Genomic DNA, 17,936 nt, shown 5'->3' on the forward strand with positions numbered 1-17,936 from the left:
AAGCATAATCTCTTTAATGTTATTGTTTGATATTTTAAACCCCAATTTAGTCCCCAAGAAAACGGATGGGTATAATGAGGGGAAATAGACCAATTAAAAAATAATGAATTTTATTTGAAAAGTCTATAAACAGCCTGCTTAAATCCATCTCTTGCTCATAAATAATTTCTGCAACAGCCACGGCCGTATTGCCAGACTACTTTATAAATTCGAGAAATTTATTCTAATATGTCCTATTTGTGGCTTCTTTTAATAGTCTCGTTAATTGAGCTTTTAAGGGACACTTGCCCAGTATGCAATATGGCAAGATGTCTATGCCAACGACAGATATGCTGAATACATCGAAATTTTCGATTTTTATCGACATAATTAATATGGACAACAGCTAGCCATCCATAAATGCCGCTGCCATTTATTGTTGTTGTGATTTTATCCAATGCTTATCGTATTCGAAGCTAAAGGCTTTTTTTCGCTTGGTATAATGGGCCGCAAGAACACCTATCATCTTAGCTTATGGCATTCCTTGCCAATGTTAAACCTATTTATCAAATTTACCTTGTGCCATTCTTCCCTGTTATAATAAATCCAAGTCCTGAAGTTTTCTTCCGAATACATCATCTGTTGCCAACTTCAAGAAATCATGTTGCAAACCAAGGGCAATCAGAACATTAAAATATGAACCGATCGCTACCTTTGACTTCGCCTTTCTATCTGATACAAAGTCTTTCTATCTATACCTGCCCGTTCGGATACCTGAATTGTTGTAAGCTTTCTTCGTTTACGGGCAAGCTTTATATTCTCTCCTAATTGTCCCATTATCCTCTGGTATTTTGGAAAAAGGACAGCTTTCTTATTTTTTACAATGGGTTATATTTTCTCCAAATATGGCAATTATGGGGATAGTAATACTCATTTTTATATAGAATTATTTTCAAGAATCAATGAGTAATCATATCTCAAATTGAGCTTACAGGAAAAATTCCACTATTTTTTATAACTGTGAATGCTCAACCATTTCAATTTTTTGTAACAAAGTCAGGGTGAATTTCTAAAAATATTGCAACAAAGTCAGGGTAAATCGTATTCTAAAGCTCAGATTGATATGACGTTTTAAAATTATATTAGCAAGTAGCACCATTATTATGACTGAATGTAAATCATAGAAAAGGAAGGCCAATACACAAAAATTGAATAGGTTTCTTGCTTCCCCTTACCTTCAAAAAATATCCGCTATGACACAAATTCCTATTTAAAAACTAGCTTATTCACCTCTATTTCGATATTACGTTTTATATGGTAAGTTAGTCACTATTCTAAATTCTTGTAGGCAATATTTAATGTATATGCATGAGTTAATGAATTAACCCCAGATAACGAAAAATACACCAATGTCCTTTAATTTATTTGGATACTCACGAGGCCTTTTACTTCAAAAGTAGCTCTTAAGCGGATTTATAATGTAGCTAAAAAAATTAATCCTAGATAATATCTGGTTTAAAAAGATTATTTTGCATAAACCATTGGTTTATATGTAGATCAAAAAATAAACCATATATTTGCTTTGGCTTAAAAAAAATAAATTTTATCAACCATGAGTTTAAAAAAAGAACAAAAAATAAACTCTCTTCTATAATTAAAGCCATCTTCAATAGTTTATCTGACCGCATGGCTAACTCAAAGAGGGTTTTCTAATCAGTTACTTGACAAGAATAAAAAAAAGTGGCTGGTTTACCTCAATCGGAACCGGTGCCATGATACGTTCGGGTGATAAGGTTGGTTATGAAGGTGCAATCTATTCACTTCAAGAACAAGCTGGGATGTATGTTCATCCTGCAGGCAAGATGGCCTTATCCCTGCTTGGTAAATCCCATTACTTGGAACTTTCGCCAAATAAGGTAACACTTTTTGGTGGACAACATGAAAAGCTGCCCACCTGGTGCATAAAACATGACTGGAGTGTAAAATTGGATTATCACAGTTCTTCATTTCTACCCGCTGATATAGGCCTTATTGAACTAGAACTAAAAACCTTCTCAATAAAAGTATCCAGAGCCGCCAGGGCCATGTTAGAGTGCCTATTTTTGGCTCCAAAACATCAAGAATTAATAGAATGTTACCAATTAATGGAGGGTTTAAACAATCTAAGACCAAACCTTGTTCAAGATTTACTGGAAAACGGTACCTCCATCAAGGTAAACCGCCTATTTAAGTATCTAGCTGAAAAAGCCAACCTTAATTGGGTAAAACACCTGAATATGGATAAAATAAATTTAGGAAGTGGAAAGCGTAGTATTGTAAAGAATGGTGTTTATGACCCAAAATCATTACTGTCCCATTAAAATCTAAAATAGTTCTTTGAAATATTTGAAATATAGTTAGTTACAGAGGTTTTTCGATTAAACGGATTTCAATTTTAACTTTTGCAATTCTTATACAGATTTGCAATGCATAAAGACAAATTCGTTTTCTCACAGCTTGTTTCATTTTTGGATAGAAATAAGTTCAATTATATTGTTCGTATCTATCGGGGGGATAAATATGTGAAACACTTCACCTGCTGGAACCAGTTGCTCGCTTTGATGTTCGGCCAGCTCTCCAATCGTGAAAGCCTTAGGGATCTGGTGATCGCACTTGATGCCCACCGATCCAAATGTTATCATTTGGGAATGGGGAAGAATGTCTCTAAATCATCTTTGGCAAGGGCCAATCAGGACAGGGATTACCATATCTTTGAGGAGTATGCCTACTATTTGGTAAACCAGGCCAGAGAAACCAGAACTACCAACATCTTCGATCTGAGTGGCCACGTCTATGCTTTCGATTCGACAACGATCGACCTATGTCTTTCCGTATTCTGGTGGGCAAAGTTCCGAAGGAGAAAAGGCGGGATCAAAGTACACACCTTGTATGATGTGGAAACACAGATACCGGCATTTTTTCATATTACCGAAGCTTCAGTACACGACTCAAAGGTTATGAAAGAAATTCCCTATGAACCAGGGTCCTACTATATATTTGATCGAGCCTATAACAACTTTAAGATGTTGTATAAAATCCATCAGATAGGTGCTTACTTTGTGATCAGGGCAAAGAATAACCTACAGTACAGATCCATCAAGTGGAAACGCAGATTGCCCAGGAACGTGCTTTCAGATCTGACCATTGGGTTGACTGGATTTTACCCAAAGCAGTACTATCCTGAGTCACTGCGGCTTGTCAGATACTGGGATGAACTACAACAACGGGAGTTCGTCTTTTTGACCAATGCTACCCACATCTCAGCCCTACAGTTTGCTAAACTTTATAAGAACCGCTGGCAAGTAGAGCTGTTCTTCAAATGGCTGAAACAACACCTTAAAATCAAAAAGTTCTGGGGTACTACCGAGAATGCCGTGCGAATCCAGATCTATGCCGCCATCTGCACCTATTGTTTGGTGGCCATCGTTCAGCACTATATGAAACTGGAGAGAAGTACTTATGAAGTGCTGCAGATATTAAGCATCTCCCTGACCGATAAAACGAACCTTCGGGAACTCTTCAGCAAAACTAAATTTCAAAATGACAAAGAACGAAATAGGCCTAATGGGCCAAATTTATTTAATTTTTAAAACGTCCCAATTTTAATGGGACACTAGTGACCCAAAATATAAAATAACTATTCCAGTAGAACTAGCCAATGGAGAATTATAAATCCCAAGTTTTATTGTTGTTGAGCGTATTACCCGAAGTAGCTAAAGAAAATTACTTTGCACTTCACGGTGGTACTGCTATCAATCTCTATCTTCGAGATATGCCTCGACTTTCAGTGGATATTGATTTAACATATATTCCAGTTGAGGATAGGAATACTTCATTAATCCATATTTCAGAAGTACTCGCGCGAATCAAATCCAATATTGAAACTATTGTACCAAATGCTCGAATATCACATAAAAAAAAGAACTCAAGCTTTTAATTACCAATAATCAGGCCTAAATAAAGCTGGAAATAAGCCAAGAGATGCGAGGCATAATAGCACCGGTAACAGAAATAGGATTGTGTAATAAAGCACAAACGGCTTTTGATGTGTTTTGCTTCATTCATATGGTACCTATAGGACAACTCTACGGAGGCAAAATATGCCCCGTACTGGACCGTCAGCACCCGAGGGATTTGTTCGATGTTATATATCTTTTAGAAAATGAGGGGTTTGCTGATGAAATAAAAAAAGGATTTCTTTTTTGCCTTTTAGCAAGTAAGAGACCTATATATGAAATGTTGTTCCCAAACCTATTGGATCAGCGTTCCGCAATGACCAATCAATTCGACGGAATGAGCAATGAACCATTTACCTATGATGATTTTGAAACCACCCGGAATTTACTAATTCAAAACATCCATAAAAGTTTAACTGCTGCCGATAAAGATTTTCTGTTGAATTTTGAAAATGTTACTCCAAATTGGAGTCTATACAATTTTAAAGGATTTCCTGCTGTGCAATGGAAATTGCAAAACTTACAAAAACTAAAGGAAACAAACCCTGAAAAACACAGCATGCTTATCAATAAATTAAAGGATAGATTATAATTGCCTCCTATACAATTTAAATTATTCAATTGTTACTAGCCACTTAAAATTATATTTTAGCAGAATGCATATGCTGTATGTTGAATATTCAAAGTATCTAGTAAATCTCTAAAACTCGGATAGCACATACTTCTATTGGTTTAAAACAATAAAAATCTATGCCAACAGTCTTTACTCTTTAGGTAGTTTAAGTCCTTTAAATACTTCCCTCAATAATTCTCAAGGATCAATATCTATTGCCAAGGCAATCAAATAGAGCTCATCCGCTCGTAATTTAGTAGTTTCATTAGAACTTAATTGAGAAAGCCTGGCCTGACTAATACCTGTCCGTCTTGAGACCATGGCAAGATTTACCGATTTTTTGGTAAAAAATAATCCTAGCGGAGTCATAAATCTATTGAATTTGATTACATAAATATACTTTTCTTAATGAAAAATATAGAATACCTAAAGTTTTGTTTGGAATTTCAATAGATTATCTAAAGATTTGATTAGATAATCTAAAGATATATTAATGATTCTAACACACTATCTATTATGGGCCACGAAATCAGTGAATCAGAACAAAACATAATTAATACAGAATCCCGAAAGTATTTGGAAAATCGAGACCCTACCAAAGAAAACACGCTTGTTAATGAGAGTACTTCTCAAGTGGAACATCAGGAATCGGAGGAAAAAGACATCTTGTATAAAATAAGCGAATTGGCCAAGGAACATTTCCATACCTTAAAACGGTACCCCTCCAAAAAGGAACTCTATACCGTAAACCTTATCACCGATGGCTACCTGGAAACCTCCTTTATGATTTCTAGTTTATTAAAGGTGTGCATCACGGCATTGGATGCGGAACGCACCCCAAATAATGTTGTTCAAGAACCCGACCAGAATATTCAAGAAGTACTCGGATACGTTCTCAATATGATACCTTATGAGGAAATGGAATTACTTGATAAGATCTGGAATTTACTCCCCGATTTGGAAACCCAATGACAACTATAAAAATAAGCCTATGAAAAAGAAAAAATTAAAGACCTTGAAGGACATTCATAAACTCCATCAAACCCTTATAGGGCTCTTAAAACAGGATGCAGGTAATCCTTCTAAAACCTATAAGGTCTTTATTGAAATCAAAGATAACAGTGATCTTCTGTTGAACATAGCAAGCCTATTGGAAGTATGTGTATTTGCTTTGGACGGAAACGGAATGCTATTGTCCCCAAACAATCAAAATGTAACCAAACATGACAGCGTTTGCCGGGTATTGGAACTGGTCCTAAACATTCTGCCCCATAGCCAAATGGATTTTATGGACTACGTAACCGAAAAGCTGAACGGTTTGGACAATGCCAAAACAAAATCATCTAAAAATTAATACCTATGAACCCGAATGAAGAAAAATTGATCAATAGCTTAAAACATCAGGCAATGGACCATCATCCAACATTAAAGCCCCACCCCTTCTTTAAAATAAGTTTGAGGTCAGTCTCTTTTATGTTGACAATCATGTAGATTTGGTGTTGGCCGTCCGAGCTATGCTTCATTTGGCCATGAAGGTAATCGATCCCGAATTGTGTGATGATATCAACGATAGGTATGACAGAACTAAGCTGTCACCTTACAATGTTTTGATTACCAGACACTTGATCTATTTCACTAAATCGAGGTAACCGAATAGGTAACCTTTCTGTCAGTTTTCTTATCGTTTTACAAAGATATTCGAATTCTTAAGACTAAAAAAGTATTAATCGACTCAAATTTTATTTAACCTTAAAAATTCAGAAAAGAAGTCTTATTGCTGATACTCTTTAACTTCAATTACAAATTTTTGTCTTTCCCTTTTATAATAAATTAGATAAGTAATAGCTATCTGTTTTTTCCCCAACCGTCCAGTATTTGTAAAGCGGGTCCTAAAGGTTCTGTATCCTGATGCAATCGGTAGTATACTTGTGGAGGGAAATCTTTAAGTTCTATTCGTTCAATGATATGATGCTCTTGCATTTGTTGTAATTGTTCGACTAGAACTTTTTTTGATACCCGTGGCATTTTACGCCATAATTCAATAAACCGTATTTCTTTTTCTTGGAATAGATGATGCAAAATCAGGGGTTTCCATTTTCCCGAAAGTAAATCTAAACTTCGTTTTACTCCGCAATTTTCAAACTCCTTATAATTCATAATTGGGTTTTTAAGTGGGTTACTTAAAGGTAAACTTCTTTAAGAATACATAACGTGTCACTAATTTAGTGAATATAAATTATTCATAAAAAACAAACACCATGGAAGTTCAATTATGGCGAAATGCAACAGTACTACTGCATATAAAAAGCATAAAGTTTTTAATAGATCCTATGCTAGGGAAAAAATCTTCGTTTGGGGTTTTTCCTTGGACTCAGGACAATAGACCGAATCCCTTAGTAGATTTACCGTTTGACACAAAAGAGTTAGACAATTATTTAGCAAGCATAGATGCGGTTGTAGTAACCCATCTTCATCCAGACCATTGGGATAAAGCGACAATAGAGCGTTTAGATAAAAACCTGCCTATTATTTGCCCTATTGCTATTGCAGAAACGATTGCAAACTATGGCTTTAAAAACATAAAGAGCTTTGAAAACAATATGGTATTTAAAGAAATTTCTATAGCACTCACGCAAGGCAAACATGGTAAAGGAGAAATTGGAAAAAAGATGGGAACTGTAAATGGATTTATCTTTTCAACAAATGAAGAGTGCATTTATTTTGCGGGAGATACCATCTGGTGTGAAGAAGTAAAAATGGCAATAAACTTACACAATCCACAATATGTGGTAGTAGCAGGTGGTGCAGCTACATTTGCTATTGGTGCTCCTGTTACAATGACTTCAGAAGATATAATGGCATTATGTAAAATCTTTCCGGAAATAAAAGTCCTTGTAACACATCTGGAAGCGATTAGTCCATGTATAGAAACCAGAGAATATATTTCTAAAAAAGTTTTAGAGAATGGATTTTCCAATAGATGTTATATTCCAAAAGATGGAAAGAACCTTATTTTACATTAATTTTTATCCAATATAAAATCTAAAATTGCTTGAACATGGATTTTGGTAGTATCAAAAACAGGGGTTGAATTAAAGTCTTTTTCGCCAATTAAAAGTGGGATTTCGGTACAGCCTAGAACAATACCTTGTGCCCCTTTTTGTATAAGATCTTCAGAAAATTTAACGAACTCTTTTTTCGAACTTTCTTTGATAATACCTTTGCCTAACTCTTCTTTTACGATATAATGAATACGGTCAATATCAGAAAGTGTTTCAGGTATAAGCACTTCTATTTGGTGTTCATTTAATTTTTTTCGGTAAAAATCCATTTCCATAGTAAACTTTGTCCCCAGTAAACCTATTTTATTTATTTCCTTTGAATTAATCTCTTGTGCAGTTGCGGTTATAATATTTATAATAGGAATATTAATTATTTCTTGAATTTCATCAGCAAATAAATGAGCCGTATTGGCACACAAGGCAATACCGTCAACGTCGTTTTTCTCCAATTCTTTACAGGCCTTTAAAAGCAAGTCAAAAGAGTTTAGCCACCCTTTATCCTGTATATCAGCAAAGTTCAGAGAATAAAGGATAATTTCAGCAGACTGTAAACCTCCTAAAGCTTCATTAACACCTTCATTGATGTATTTATAGTAATCCAAGGTTGATGTCCAACTGATTCCACCAACTAATCCTATTTTTTTCATTTGAGTTATTCTTCTATTATTTGTAAATCCTTTTTCAATACAAAAAAACGAAAGTTTTCCCTACCAATCTGGAAGTTATGCTCACCAATTTTTTCAAATCCACTTTTGTTATAAAAACTTATAGCTCTAGTGTTTTCTTTGAGTACCGAAAGCCAGATGTTTTTGAACCCCAATTGTTTTGCTTTTTTCAGCAGATGATGTTGTAATTCACTCCCTATTTTCATAGAAAGGAAATCTTTAAGAACATATATTTTTTGAAGTTGACATACCTGGTTGGCTAGGGTATATTCTGATGCCGAGTTTAATTTAAGTTTGGCATAGCCAACAGGTAAATTATTAACTGTGGCTATCCAATATTTATTATTAGGTTTCTCAATACTATTTTCTATTTTATCAAGAGAAAAAGTAGCTTCTAGATAATCGAGCAAATCCTGATCATAACTAAAATAATGAGCAAAGGTTTCAGAGAATGTTGTTCTACCTAAAAGAGCTATGGATTTAGCATCTTTTTTATTTGCCAGTCGGATTTCTATTTTATTCATTCTAAATTTAATTCTATCGCGACCTTTAATGAGAGGTGCTATTTTTTAATTCTCGTTCCATCATTTTTTTAGGGTTTTGCACTTCTTTAAATCCAAATTTTCGATACAATCCGTGAGCATTCTTTATGGATAGTTTCCAGTTTTCAACACGCTTTAAACTCGGATGATTGAGGATGTATTCCACTAATTTTTTAGAGTAGCCTTTACCTCTTTCACTTTCTATGATAAACACATCCATTAGATAAGCTATTATGGTAAAATCGGTCACTACCCGGACATATCCGATTTGCTTATCATCCAGATATACTCCAAAATTTAAAGAGTTTACTATGGTTCTTTGCACTTGCTGAAGCGTCCGTCCTTTTGCCCAATACGTCTGGGTAATAAAATCCGTTATCAGCTGAATATCAAGTTGATTATGGTCTGTATTAATAATGAGTTCTTTCATTTTTATTTTCTGCTTTGGTAAACTGAGCCTGTATTTTTTGAAACGTCAATTTCTTTTCATCACTCTCATTAATCAAAGAAGCAATGGCAATCCCATAAACCCCTATCGATAATAAGGGTTTTATATCTGAGATCCTAATTCCACCTATAACCAGAAATGGGATGGGATTGTTATAGTTTTGCTTTTGCTTATCAATTAAGGCTTTGATTTGTTCTAAGGATATAAAATCTTTAATCTCCGACTTTGTTCTTGTTTTACGAAAAGTCCCAAGCCCAATATAATCTGCTATACCTTTATGTTGATGAAATGCTGCTTCTATTTCATTATAAGCAGTTGCACCTATAATTTTATGTTGCCCAAACTCCTTTCTTGCAATCTCGTGATCGATATCCCCATTTCCTAAATGTACTCCGTCTGCATCAATTTCTATAGCGAGGTCTAAATGATCATTAATCACCAATGTAGCATTAAACCGCTTACATATCTTTTTAGTTTCCAAGGCGATATCAAGCATTTCTGACCTTTCCATATCTTTGAGTCGAAGCTGTACCAAGTCAACACCTGCTTCACAGGCTTCTAATGCCAATTGCTGATGTGTTTTATTGGGCTTGTTTTGTGTGATAAAATGAATTCTGGATATTCTATTTTGCATCATAACGTATTTGATTAGGCAATGCCAAGTAAAGACTCACTACTTAACATATAGTGATTGAGTAATTCTTTTGATTTATAATACGCCTGTTTCATATTTAGACCAAGTGCCAGTCCGGCTGTGATGCCCGAAGACAATATGCAACCCGTACCATGTTTATCAAAGCCAGTAAATTTTCTGGATTCTAGATGATATACATTTTGATTCCACCACAGATAGTCAATTACAAATTCTTCATTTTTAGAAACTGATTTCTGCAGAACAGCGGTGTGTCCGTTAAATTCATGAAAGGAAAAGTCATCGTCCCAAATTTTTGAGTATTCCTCCTTGTTTGGTGTAATTAGATCAATAAGTTCAATGGTGCTTAATAAATGTTTTGGGTCAATATCATTCCAAAAATTAAATCCACCAGAGCTTTTGAATATAGGATCCCATACAATTTTTAAGTCGTGGTCGTGGTCTCTTAAAAGTTTGACCAACCATTTCAAAGTATCGGAATCTTTTAAGATTCCAATCTTTACGGCAGTTATAGTGTGAAGGGAAAAAATGATATCTATCTGGTCTTTAATCTCTTTGTGTGTTGACCAACGGATACCACGAATCTCTGATTCATTTTGGATGGTCAAGGCACTCATTACCCCAAAGCCATAGACATTGAAATGCTGAAATACTTTTATATCGGCTAGAATCCCTGCGCCCGCTGAAGGGTCAAACCCAGCGATTGATAATACTTTTGGCTGCTTCATAAGTAAATGGACGATCCTTTTTTTGTAAATTCTTCTGCCTTTTCCTTTAAACCTTCTTCAATCACTTTCGTTTCTGTAGCTGCTTTTTCATTGGCCAGTTCCCTTATCTCTTGTGTAATTTTCATTGAACAGAATTTAGGACCGCACATACTACAGAAATGAGCTATTTTTGCTCCCTCTGCAGGTAAGGTCTCATCATGGTATTCACGAGCTCTATAGGGGTCAAGGGAAAGGTTGAACTGGTCTTCCCATCGAAACTCGAACCTTGCTTTACTCAATGCATCATCCCTATATTGAGCAGATGGAAAACCTTTTGCCAAATCTGCTGCGTGGGCTGCTATTTTGTAGGCAATCAATCCATCCTTTACATCTTCTTTATTGGGCAACCCTAAATGTTCTTTGGGCGTAACATAGCAGAGCATGGCAGTACCGAACCAACCAATTAATGCCGCACCAATAGCACTCGTGATATGATCGTAACCTGGGGCAATATCCGTAGTGAGCGGTCCTAATGTGTAAAAAGGGGCTTCGTGAGTAAGTTTAAGCTGCTTGTCCACATTCTCTTTGATTAACTGCATAGGGACGTGTCCAGGTCCTTCAATCATTACCTGAACATCGTATTTCCAAGCGATTTCAGTCAGCTCACCCAAAGTTTCCAATTCAGCAAACTGCGCTCTATCATTAGCATCTGCGATACTCCCTGGGCGTAGCCCGTCACCTAATGAAATGGAAACATCGTACTTATTCAATATTTCGCATAATTCAGAAAAATGAGTATAAATAAAATTTTCTTTATGATGTGCCAAACACCATTTGGCCATGATGCTTCCCCCTCGCGAAACAATACCCGTAAGCCGTGAAGCGGTAAGCGGAATATACCTTAATAAAACGCCAGCGTGCAACGTGAAATAATCTACTCCTTGCTCTGCTTGTTCTATTAAGGTATCCCGAAAAAGCTCCCAGGTTAACGCTTCTGGATTTCCATTGACTTTTTCCAACGCCTGATAAATAGGCACAGTACCCAATGGTACAGGGCAATTTCGTATAATCCATTCTCTGGTTTCGTGGATGTTTTCTCCTGTAGATAAATCCATAATGGAGTCTGCTCCCCAACGGCAAGCCCATACCGCTTTTTCCACTTCCTCTGCAATAGACGATGTCACTACAGAGTTTCCAATATTGGCATTCACCTTGGTAAGGAAGTTACGCCCAATCACCATAGGTTCTAGTTCGGGATGGTTAATATTGGCAGGAATGATGGCACGACCTTTAGCTACTTCATCCCTAACAAACTCTGGAGTAATTTTTTGAGGAATGTTAGCGCCCCAACTGTTTCCAGAATGCTGATTATAATCATCCATCATCAGGTTTTCCCGCACGGCTATGTATTCCATTTCTGGAGTAACTATCCCTTGTTTTGCATAATACATCTGGGTGTGGGATGGTCTTATGGATCGTTTCGGTTTTCGGATGTTTGGAAATCGTAACCTATCTAACGCACTATCTTTTAAACGGGTATTCCCATATTCAGATGAAGGCTGTGATAATTCTATGATTTGCTTGTCTTTTGCTAACCAATCCCTAACATCAGGAAGCCCTTGCGTTAAATCGATAGTTGCTTTTGGATCCGTGTAAGGACCACTGGTATCATAGAGGAATACCTCTGGATTTCTGGTGTCCTGTTCCGTTCCATTTATCGTGGTTTTATCTTGTTTAACACCTCGAAAAGGAATCTTCAAACCATTATTTGTAATGGCATAATGCTTTTTTGAATTCGGAAAAGGTTCTCTTGAAATATGTTGCTTATAATCGGCTGAAACCGTATCTTTTTTGTCCATTTGTTTTTTGAACAAAAGTCATTAAATAGCTATAAATAGGATAGTACAAGGTGGACATCAGGCTAAAATGTCCAACTTATACTATTTAAAATAATGTGTTTTACCGTAATTTGTTGTTCAGGAAAAATCAAAAATAAATGACTATATATATAATTGGTGCAGGGGCCATTGGTAAAGCATTGGCAGTTTGCTTAACACGACATGGTAAAGACGTTCAGCTTATTAGAGGACGTGTTGACGATGGTAGTTCATATAGTGAAATGCTAACGTTGAAACTTAAATCGGGCCAAGAGTTGACAGCGGATGTAAAGTTCAATTCTTTAAGTAACTTCACTAAATTTAATGGTCTGGTGGTGCTTACCAATAAATCCTTCGGGAATGAGGAGCTTGCTGATAAACTTAAGAGTAAAGCCATCAATACTCCGATTGTTATCTTGCAGAATGGTTTAGGCATAGAAAGACCGTTTATTGAGCATGATTTTCATGAAGTCTATAGATGTGTACTTTTTGCAACCAGTCAAAACGTTTCAAAAAGTGAAGTTAGTTATAAACCTGTAGCGGAATCTCCGATTGGTATAATCCGGCAGAATGATACAGTTTTAGAAACTATTGTAAAGGAAATAGATACCCCCGAATTCAGATTTGTTGCTGAAAAACAAATCGATAAAATTATATGGAAAAAGGCCATTGCAAATTGTGTGTTCAATTCCATATGTCCCTTATTGGACGTCGATAATGGGATTTTCCATAGAAATACAGAAGTGTTTTCCCTTGCGAGGAGAATCATTAAGGAATGTGTGCTCATATCAAATAAAAAAGGGATTGCTTTAGAAGCTAAAGAAGTCGAGGATCAGGTGATTTCCATCAGCAAAATGTCCGATGGCCAGTTTATTTCTACATTGCAAGATATTCGAAATAAAAGGGAAACTGAAATAGACACCCTCAATTTTGAAGTTGTCAGGATAGCGAAGCAAATGAACCTTGAGGCACAAGTCCAAGAAACAAAGTTACTTGGGGAGTTGGTAAAAATAAAATCAGAATTAAATAGATAGATGTATCAAATATTTTCCCCACCAGAACATTTACGCCATATAATACGCTATTATTGGCTACTTGATTTAAGCGTAAAAGAGCGTGGAGTGACGGAATATATTTTTGCCTATCCCTACGTGAACTGGGTGTTCACACTTGGATCTCCATATACTGTTAAAGATAATCAGTCGGGATCTCTAGTTATAAAAGATACACGCATTCTAGGGCCAAGAACCAATTTTGCCGAATATGTACATCCCGAAGGAAATCTGGCTTTTGGAGTGACCTTTCAATTTGGAAGTACGCTGCCTATTTTCAAGGAAGAAACAAGTCTATTAACCAATAAAATTATTTTACAGGATGAGATACTGCCTGCTTTTAATTGGTTGACACCTTTTTTTGAAGAAGTCCAACCAGCTATTTTTATGAATACTTTTAATCATCAAATTGAAAAAATTTCTTGTGGAAAGGATAGAAATGGGCAAGTTTTATGGAACCAATTTTTAGAACTCATCATAAGCGGGAAAAATTATGCATCGTCCGCAAGTCGAATGTCTAGAATGCTCCAAATAAGCCAAAGGCATCTTCAAAGAGTCACTTTGCAGTATGCTGGATTAACTCCCAAACAGGTACAATCAATGATTCGCTGTAGGCTGGCAATTAAACACATTCATACAACTGGATGTACCCCTGATTTTTTTCACTATGGTTTTTACGACCAAAATCACTTTATTAAAGAAGTGAAAAGATGGTCTGGACATACACCTAATTCTCTCCTATCCTTACTTTCCTAAGGTATTAAGATTAGACTTTCTGATTTTAAGTTCTTTTTGACGGAAAAGCCCAGTATGTAAAGGATGGTTTTGACATGCAAACTGGCAGAAAGTAGAATTAATACAGGAAAAATTGAATGAAAATGAAAACCCTTAAGTCTTAAAATTACTGCTAAAGCTACTGCCATATTGAGTTTTTACAAAAAGAACCAAAAAGAAAGTGGCGGATGTGTAATTCCCTTTCTAAAAGATGCCAATAATAGAAATGCCGAAGACGTTTTTAGAAAGACAAGGAATGCAACAAAATTATTCAATAAATTCTTAAAACGAATTGCCAAAGAATGTGAAATCGATAAGAATATGTCAAATCATATTGCCCGTCATAGTTTCGGAAATATAGCTGGAGATAGAATACACCCTTTAATGTTGCAAAAGCTTTATCGCCACTGTGATTTAAAAACAACTCTAAATTATCAAGCGAATTTTATCCATAATGATGCAGATGATGCGTTAGATAGCGTTATACATTTTAATTTTAAATGGGCTATAGTTACTTAAAGCATACTTTTAGCAATATTGCCCAATTCCTTTAACTTACTTTCCAATTGTTCTGTCCATTGTTGTCCGTAACTAAGCCGCATACAATTGTGGAATTGGTCTTGCAACGTAAACATCCTACCTGGAGCAATACTTATTTTATGTTCCATAGCCTTTTCATAAAGTATGGCGGTATCAATTTTAGGGTCTAGTTCCACCCAAAGCATAAAACCTCCCTGCGGATTACTGACTTTCGTGTTTTCAGGAAAATAAGCTGCAATGGCGCGCTTAAAGTATAAACTGTTAGTAGCCAATGTCCTTCTCATTTTCTTTAAATGGTTTTCGTATCTTCCATTTTCCAAAAAATGAGCGATAGTTTCTTGAGTGATGGTTGTTGAAGATACTGAGTGCAACAGTTTTAAATGATTGATCTGGGCAAGATATTTCCCCGGTGCAACCCACCCCACCCTGTAACCGGGAGCTAAGGTTTTGGAAACCGAACCACACCATAATACATTTCCTGTCGTATCAAAAGCTTTGCAAGGTTTCGGCCTGCTATCCCCAAAATAAACATCGCCGTATAGGTCATTTTCAATAATTGGAACATCGTCAGCTGCAAGCATAGAAACAAGTTCCTTTTTATGGGCTTCGGGCATACAGCTTCCCGATGGGTTACTAAAATTACTGACGATCAAACAAACCTTTATTTTAGGGACAACCTTCTTTAATGCTTGCAAATCCATACCTGTTGCGGGATGTGTGGGCATCTCCAAGACGTGTAGACCTAAACTTTTGGCCAATTGTAGGATGCCGAAATAGATAGGACTCTCGACAGCAATAGTATCCCCTCGTTTGGTCAATGCCATCAAACAAAAAGAAATGGCGTTCATTGACCCAGCCGTGGTAACGAAATCTTCTTCACTAAAATCACCTCCCCAAGTAAATGACCATCTAGCAATATACTTTCTTAATTTTCTGTTACCTTGAATTTCCTCATAATCAATTCCTCCCCCACCTAAATTACGCATAGAATGGATCAAAGATTTATTAAGTTTTGCGATTGGAACCAACTGATGGTCCGGAACGCCCAGGGACAATCGTGTTATTGAAGTATCATTAAGGGAGCGGTATACTTTTGTAATTAATTGTTCTGCTTCTTCCTGAACAGTAGAAGCAGATGGATTGCTCGTTTCAGGAGTCTTCAATTGCCGCTCGGTAAGATTGCTTACATAAAACCCTGAACGTGGAACAGACTCTATCAAACCCCATTTTTCGAGTTCCAGAAAGGCTTGTGTAGCGGTGTTCATACTCACACCATATTCCTCTTTTATGGTTCTTAAAGAAGGTAGTTTGTCCCCAGATGACAAAACCTTATTCTTTATCTGCTTTTCCAATGCCTTGGCTATTCGAACATATAATAAATCTTTTCCCATTAGTTATTACAAATCTGTACCCTACAAATATAACAAAAATGTATCTGTACCCATCAATTATTTTTATCGAAATTTGTTGATAAATAGTTTTTTAATCAGATGACAAGCCAAAATACATATATAAAAATAGCTCAAAGTCAAGCAGAATTTGAAGGTATTCTTTCCTTACAGGAACAGAACCATATTGGGAACATTCCAATTTTAGAAAAGGAGATCAATGGATTTGTTACCCTAAAACACGATTTTGGGGTTTTGAAAAAAATGTCTTCTAAGGCACCGCAATACATCGCAATCAATGGAGACAATGTAGTTGGATTTGTATTGACATTAGTTCGTTCGTTAAAATCGGAATTCCCACTGTTAAAACCAATGTTTCAAGAGTTCAAGGATATTACCTATAAATCCTTTGCATTGGAAAACTACAGCTATGTTATATCGGGTCAAGTCTGTATTGATAAAGACAGTAGGGGTTTGGGACTTCTTTCTCAAATGTACCAACAAATGCAAGTTGATTTAAGTACAGTGTATAGCCTTTGTTTAACAGAGATAGCAGTAACAAACAAACGTTCCCTAAAGGCTCACGAAAAAATTGGGTTTCGTATTCTGCACACTTATTTCGATGGGACACAGAATTGGCATATTGTAATCTGGGATTGGAAACAAAACAGGATTTAACATTTAATATTGACAACTATGGAAAAAAAACTTCTATTGGCATATATAGCATTAGCTGTGGTTTGTGTTGTTTGGGGAACGACCTACTTTGCTATGCGAATTGGAGTAGCAACATTTCCTCCGTTCTTATTTTCAGGAATCCGCCATACCATAGCAGGCATTTTAATGCTCATAGTGCTTAAATTCTCGGGCAGATTAAGCAAGCTGTCAAAATCGGATGTTAAAAGGCAAGCTGTTCCAGGAGTCCTTATGGTAGCTCTGGGAAATGGCGTTATTGGATGGAGCGAGAAATACATTCCTAGTGGCTTGGCCGCACTCATTGTTTCTATTATGCCCGTTTATGTAGTAGCGCTAAACTATCTCAGCGGTGCAGACCGTCAATTTCCAAATGCAAGGATTATCATAGGATTACTACTGGGAAGTATAGGGATTGTATTGATATTCAAGGACAATATACAAGATGTAACCAACACAGATTACCTTATTGGGATGTTAGTGGCTTTTGGAGCTTGTCTCGCTTGGGCTATGGGAGCTATTTATACCAAACACAGACCGCCTAAAAGCAATATAATCACCAATGCGGCGGTTCAGCTGATTCTTGGAGGTTTGGCTCTTTTGCTTATGTGTCCAGTTTTTGATGACTTAACCCATTTAGGGATGGTGTCCAGTGAAAGCATTTGGGCCTTATTATATCTAATCGTTTTCGGGTCTATACTAGCGTATAGTTGCTTCGTCTATGCCCTCGAAAAACTTCCTTTAGGACTATCCTCCATTTATGCATACTTCAATCCCTTTATTGCATTGTTGCTAGGGTTTTTATTCTTGAATGAAAAAATGACACCTATTACTATACTAGCCTTAACAACTGCTATGGGAGGGGTTTATTTTATTAATAAAGGGTATAAAGTCCTTAAAATTAAAACGGAAATAAAAAAGATGAAAATTTCTGATAAATAAATTAAAA

At 36.1% G+C, this 17,936-nt stretch carries 21 protein-coding genes and 1 pseudogene; 12 read left to right on the top strand and 10 right to left on the bottom strand.

Features of this window, described 5'->3' with window-relative positions:
- Positions 1-687: 687 nt before the first annotated feature.
- Positions 688-816: a helix-turn-helix domain-containing protein gene (locus tag QSE00_RS05220; protein ID WP_286105146.1), complete on the bottom strand. Its 129-nt coding sequence runs from the start codon at positions 814-816 to the stop codon at positions 688-690.
- Between the two features lie 884 nt (positions 817-1,700).
- Between QSE00_RS05220 and QSE00_RS05225 the strand changes: the two genes are divergently transcribed.
- The 4 genes from QSE00_RS05225 (at position 1,701) to QSE00_RS05240 (ending at position 4,566) form a co-directional block, all read left to right on the top strand.
- Positions 1,701-2,339 carry a type IV toxin-antitoxin system AbiEi family antitoxin gene (locus tag QSE00_RS05225; protein WP_286105147.1) on the top strand — a complete coding sequence of 213 codons (639 nt, stop codon included), beginning with the start codon at positions 1,701-1,703 and terminating at the stop codon, positions 2,337-2,339.
- A 105-nt stretch (positions 2,340-2,444) separates the two neighbouring features.
- Positions 2,445-3,608, top strand: a complete 1,164-nt coding sequence (locus QSE00_RS05230; protein ID WP_286105148.1) for an IS4 family transposase — start codon at positions 2,445-2,447, stop codon at positions 3,606-3,608.
- A gap of 68 nt (positions 3,609-3,676) precedes the next feature.
- Entirely contained in the window at positions 3,677-3,955 is a 279-nt protein-coding gene (locus tag QSE00_RS05235) for a nucleotidyl transferase AbiEii/AbiGii toxin family protein (RefSeq protein ID WP_286105149.1), read from the top strand.
- A 44-nt stretch (positions 3,956-3,999) separates the two neighbouring features.
- Positions 4,000-4,566, top strand: coding sequence for a nucleotidyl transferase AbiEii/AbiGii toxin family protein (locus QSE00_RS05240; RefSeq protein WP_286105150.1), 567 nt, complete (start codon positions 4,000-4,002; stop codon positions 4,564-4,566).
- A gap of 219 nt (positions 4,567-4,785) precedes the next feature.
- Here the strand turns inward: QSE00_RS05240 and QSE00_RS05245 are convergent, their stop codons facing one another.
- Complete coding sequence (locus QSE00_RS05245) at positions 4,786-4,956, bottom strand: helix-turn-helix domain-containing protein (protein ID WP_286105151.1); 171 nt, start codon at positions 4,954-4,956, stop codon at positions 4,786-4,788.
- 147 nt (positions 4,957-5,103) lie between these two features.
- On the opposite strand from QSE00_RS05245, the gene QSE00_RS05250 reads away from it, so the two are divergent.
- Together QSE00_RS05250 and QSE00_RS05255 are read left to right on the top strand one after the other, a co-directional pair.
- Positions 5,104-5,559 (top strand): hypothetical protein, encoded by a 456-nt coding sequence (locus tag QSE00_RS05250; RefSeq protein ID WP_286105152.1) that lies wholly within the window; start codon positions 5,104-5,106, stop codon positions 5,557-5,559.
- 19 nt (positions 5,560-5,578) lie between these two features.
- A complete protein-coding gene (locus QSE00_RS05255) occupies positions 5,579-5,941 on the top strand; it encodes a hypothetical protein (protein ID WP_286105153.1) in 363 nt (120 codons plus the stop codon).
- Between the two features lie 491 nt (positions 5,942-6,432).
- Here QSE00_RS05255 and QSE00_RS05260 read toward each other — a convergent pair whose 3' ends face one another.
- Positions 6,433-6,744 (bottom strand): winged helix-turn-helix transcriptional regulator, encoded by a 312-nt coding sequence (locus tag QSE00_RS05260; protein WP_286105154.1) that lies wholly within the window; start codon positions 6,742-6,744, stop codon positions 6,433-6,435.
- Positions 6,745-6,845: 101 nt separating this feature from the next.
- On the opposite strand from QSE00_RS05260, the gene QSE00_RS05265 reads away from it, so the two are divergent.
- Positions 6,846-7,610 carry an MBL fold metallo-hydrolase gene (locus tag QSE00_RS05265; protein WP_286105155.1) on the top strand — a complete coding sequence of 255 codons (765 nt, stop codon included), beginning with the start codon at positions 6,846-6,848 and terminating at the stop codon, positions 7,608-7,610.
- Here QSE00_RS05265 and QSE00_RS05270 read toward each other — a convergent pair.
- Genes QSE00_RS05270 through thiC form a run of 6 tightly spaced genes read right to left on the bottom strand, consistent with a single transcriptional unit; the run spans position 7,607 to position 12,522 of the window.
- Positions 7,607-8,296 (bottom strand): aspartate/glutamate racemase family protein, encoded by a 690-nt coding sequence (locus QSE00_RS05270; RefSeq protein ID WP_286105156.1) that lies wholly within the window; start codon positions 8,294-8,296, stop codon positions 7,607-7,609. The genes QSE00_RS05265 and QSE00_RS05270 overlap by 4 nt on opposite strands.
- Positions 8,297-8,301: 5 nt before the next feature.
- Positions 8,302-8,838, bottom strand: coding sequence for a GNAT family N-acetyltransferase (locus QSE00_RS05275; RefSeq protein WP_286105157.1), 537 nt, complete (start codon positions 8,836-8,838; stop codon positions 8,302-8,304).
- Between the two features lie 25 nt (positions 8,839-8,863).
- Positions 8,864-9,286, bottom strand: a complete 423-nt coding sequence (locus tag QSE00_RS05280) for a GNAT family N-acetyltransferase (protein ID WP_286105158.1) — start codon at positions 9,284-9,286, stop codon at positions 8,864-8,866.
- Positions 9,267-9,941: a thiamine phosphate synthase gene (gene thiE / locus QSE00_RS05285; RefSeq protein WP_286105159.1), complete on the bottom strand. Its 675-nt coding sequence runs from the start codon at positions 9,939-9,941 to the stop codon at positions 9,267-9,269. Before thiE ends, QSE00_RS05280 begins: the two co-directional genes overlap by 20 nt.
- Before the next feature lie 11 nt (positions 9,942-9,952).
- Positions 9,953-10,684, bottom strand: coding sequence for a hydroxymethylpyrimidine/phosphomethylpyrimidine kinase (locus QSE00_RS05290; RefSeq protein WP_286105160.1), 732 nt, complete (start codon positions 10,682-10,684; stop codon positions 9,953-9,955).
- The gene (gene thiC, locus QSE00_RS05295) at positions 10,681-12,522 is read right to left on the bottom strand and encodes a phosphomethylpyrimidine synthase ThiC (RefSeq protein WP_286105162.1); all 1,842 of its coding nucleotides are present in this window, start codon (positions 12,520-12,522) and stop codon (positions 10,681-10,683) included. Before thiC ends, QSE00_RS05290 begins: the two co-directional genes overlap by 4 nt.
- A gap of 137 nt (positions 12,523-12,659) precedes the next feature.
- Between thiC and QSE00_RS05300 the strand changes: the two genes are divergently transcribed.
- The 3 genes and pseudogenes from QSE00_RS05300 to QSE00_RS05310 all read left to right on the top strand — a co-directional run.
- Positions 12,660-13,574: a ketopantoate reductase family protein gene (locus tag QSE00_RS05300; protein ID WP_286105163.1), complete on the top strand. Its 915-nt coding sequence runs from the start codon at positions 12,660-12,662 to the stop codon at positions 13,572-13,574.
- Positions 13,575-14,348: a helix-turn-helix domain-containing protein gene (locus QSE00_RS05305; protein WP_286105164.1), complete on the top strand. Its 774-nt coding sequence runs from the start codon at positions 13,575-13,577 to the stop codon at positions 14,346-14,348.
- Positions 14,349-14,474: 126 nt separating this feature from the next.
- Positions 14,475-14,885: pseudogene (locus QSE00_RS05310) on the top strand (site-specific integrase); the annotation flags it as partial.
- Here QSE00_RS05310 and QSE00_RS05315 read toward each other — a convergent pair.
- Positions 14,882-16,297 carry an aminotransferase-like domain-containing protein gene (locus QSE00_RS05315; RefSeq protein ID WP_286105165.1) on the bottom strand — a complete coding sequence of 472 codons (1,416 nt, stop codon included), beginning with the start codon at positions 16,295-16,297 and terminating at the stop codon, positions 14,882-14,884. The pseudogene QSE00_RS05310 and the gene QSE00_RS05315 sit on opposite strands and share 4 nt — an antisense overlap.
- A gap of 99 nt (positions 16,298-16,396) precedes the next feature.
- Here QSE00_RS05315 and QSE00_RS05320 point away from each other — a divergent pair, with 99 nt between their 5' ends.
- Together QSE00_RS05320 and QSE00_RS05325 are read left to right on the top strand one after the other, a co-directional pair.
- On the top strand, positions 16,397-16,972 hold the full coding sequence (locus QSE00_RS05320) for a GNAT family N-acetyltransferase (RefSeq protein WP_286105167.1): 576 nt from the start codon (positions 16,397-16,399) through the stop codon (positions 16,970-16,972).
- 18 nt (positions 16,973-16,990) lie between these two features.
- On the top strand, positions 16,991-17,929 hold the full coding sequence (locus tag QSE00_RS05325; protein WP_286105168.1) for a DMT family transporter: 939 nt from the start codon (positions 16,991-16,993) through the stop codon (positions 17,927-17,929).
- Positions 17,930-17,936: the final 7 nt, after the last annotated feature.

Source organism: Arenibacter flavimaris (assembly GCF_030291335.1).
GTDB lineage: Bacteria > Bacteroidota > Bacteroidia > Flavobacteriales > Flavobacteriaceae > Arenibacter.

Coding starts and splice junctions, on each gene's coding strand:
- QSE00_RS05220 (WP_286105146.1), bottom strand. CDS start 816: ATGGGACAATTAGGAGAGAATATAAAGCTTGCCCGTAAACGAAGAAAG.
- QSE00_RS05265 (WP_286105155.1), top strand. CDS start 6,846: ATGGAAGTTCAATTATGGCGAAATGCAACAGTACTACTGCATATAAAA.
- QSE00_RS05275 (WP_286105157.1), bottom strand. CDS start 8,838: ATGAATAAAATAGAAATCCGACTGGCAAATAAAAAAGATGCTAAATCC.
- QSE00_RS05320 (WP_286105167.1), top strand. CDS start 16,397: ATGACAAGCCAAAATACATATATAAAAATAGCTCAAAGTCAAGCAGAA.
- QSE00_RS05300 (WP_286105163.1), top strand. CDS start 12,660: ATGACTATATATATAATTGGTGCAGGGGCCATTGGTAAAGCATTGGCA.
- QSE00_RS05315 (WP_286105165.1), bottom strand. CDS start 16,297: ATGGGAAAAGATTTATTATATGTTCGAATAGCCAAGGCATTGGAAAAG.
- QSE00_RS05255 (WP_286105153.1), top strand. CDS start 5,579: ATGAAAAAGAAAAAATTAAAGACCTTGAAGGACATTCATAAACTCCAT.
- QSE00_RS05305 (WP_286105164.1), top strand. CDS start 13,575: ATGTATCAAATATTTTCCCCACCAGAACATTTACGCCATATAATACGC.
- QSE00_RS05245 (WP_286105151.1), bottom strand. CDS start 4,956: ATGACTCCGCTAGGATTATTTTTTACCAAAAAATCGGTAAATCTTGCC.
- QSE00_RS05325 (WP_286105168.1), top strand. CDS start 16,991: ATGGAAAAAAAACTTCTATTGGCATATATAGCATTAGCTGTGGTTTGT.
- QSE00_RS05235 (WP_286105149.1), top strand. CDS start 3,677: ATGGAGAATTATAAATCCCAAGTTTTATTGTTGTTGAGCGTATTACCC.
- QSE00_RS05250 (WP_286105152.1), top strand. CDS start 5,104: ATGGGCCACGAAATCAGTGAATCAGAACAAAACATAATTAATACAGAA.
- QSE00_RS05270 (WP_286105156.1), bottom strand. CDS start 8,296: ATGAAAAAAATAGGATTAGTTGGTGGAATCAGTTGGACATCAACCTTG.
- QSE00_RS05280 (WP_286105158.1), bottom strand. CDS start 9,286: ATGAAAGAACTCATTATTAATACAGACCATAATCAACTTGATATTCAG.
- QSE00_RS05290 (WP_286105160.1), bottom strand. CDS start 10,684: ATGAAGCAGCCAAAAGTATTATCAATCGCTGGGTTTGACCCTTCAGCG.
- thiC (WP_286105162.1), bottom strand. CDS start 12,522: ATGGACAAAAAAGATACGGTTTCAGCCGATTATAAGCAACATATTTCA.
- QSE00_RS05260 (WP_286105154.1), bottom strand. CDS start 6,744: ATGAATTATAAGGAGTTTGAAAATTGCGGAGTAAAACGAAGTTTAGAT.
- thiE (WP_286105159.1), bottom strand. CDS start 9,941: ATGATGCAAAATAGAATATCCAGAATTCATTTTATCACACAAAACAAG.
- QSE00_RS05240 (WP_286105150.1), top strand. CDS start 4,000: ATGCGAGGCATAATAGCACCGGTAACAGAAATAGGATTGTGTAATAAA.
- QSE00_RS05230 (WP_286105148.1), top strand. CDS start 2,445: ATGCATAAAGACAAATTCGTTTTCTCACAGCTTGTTTCATTTTTGGAT.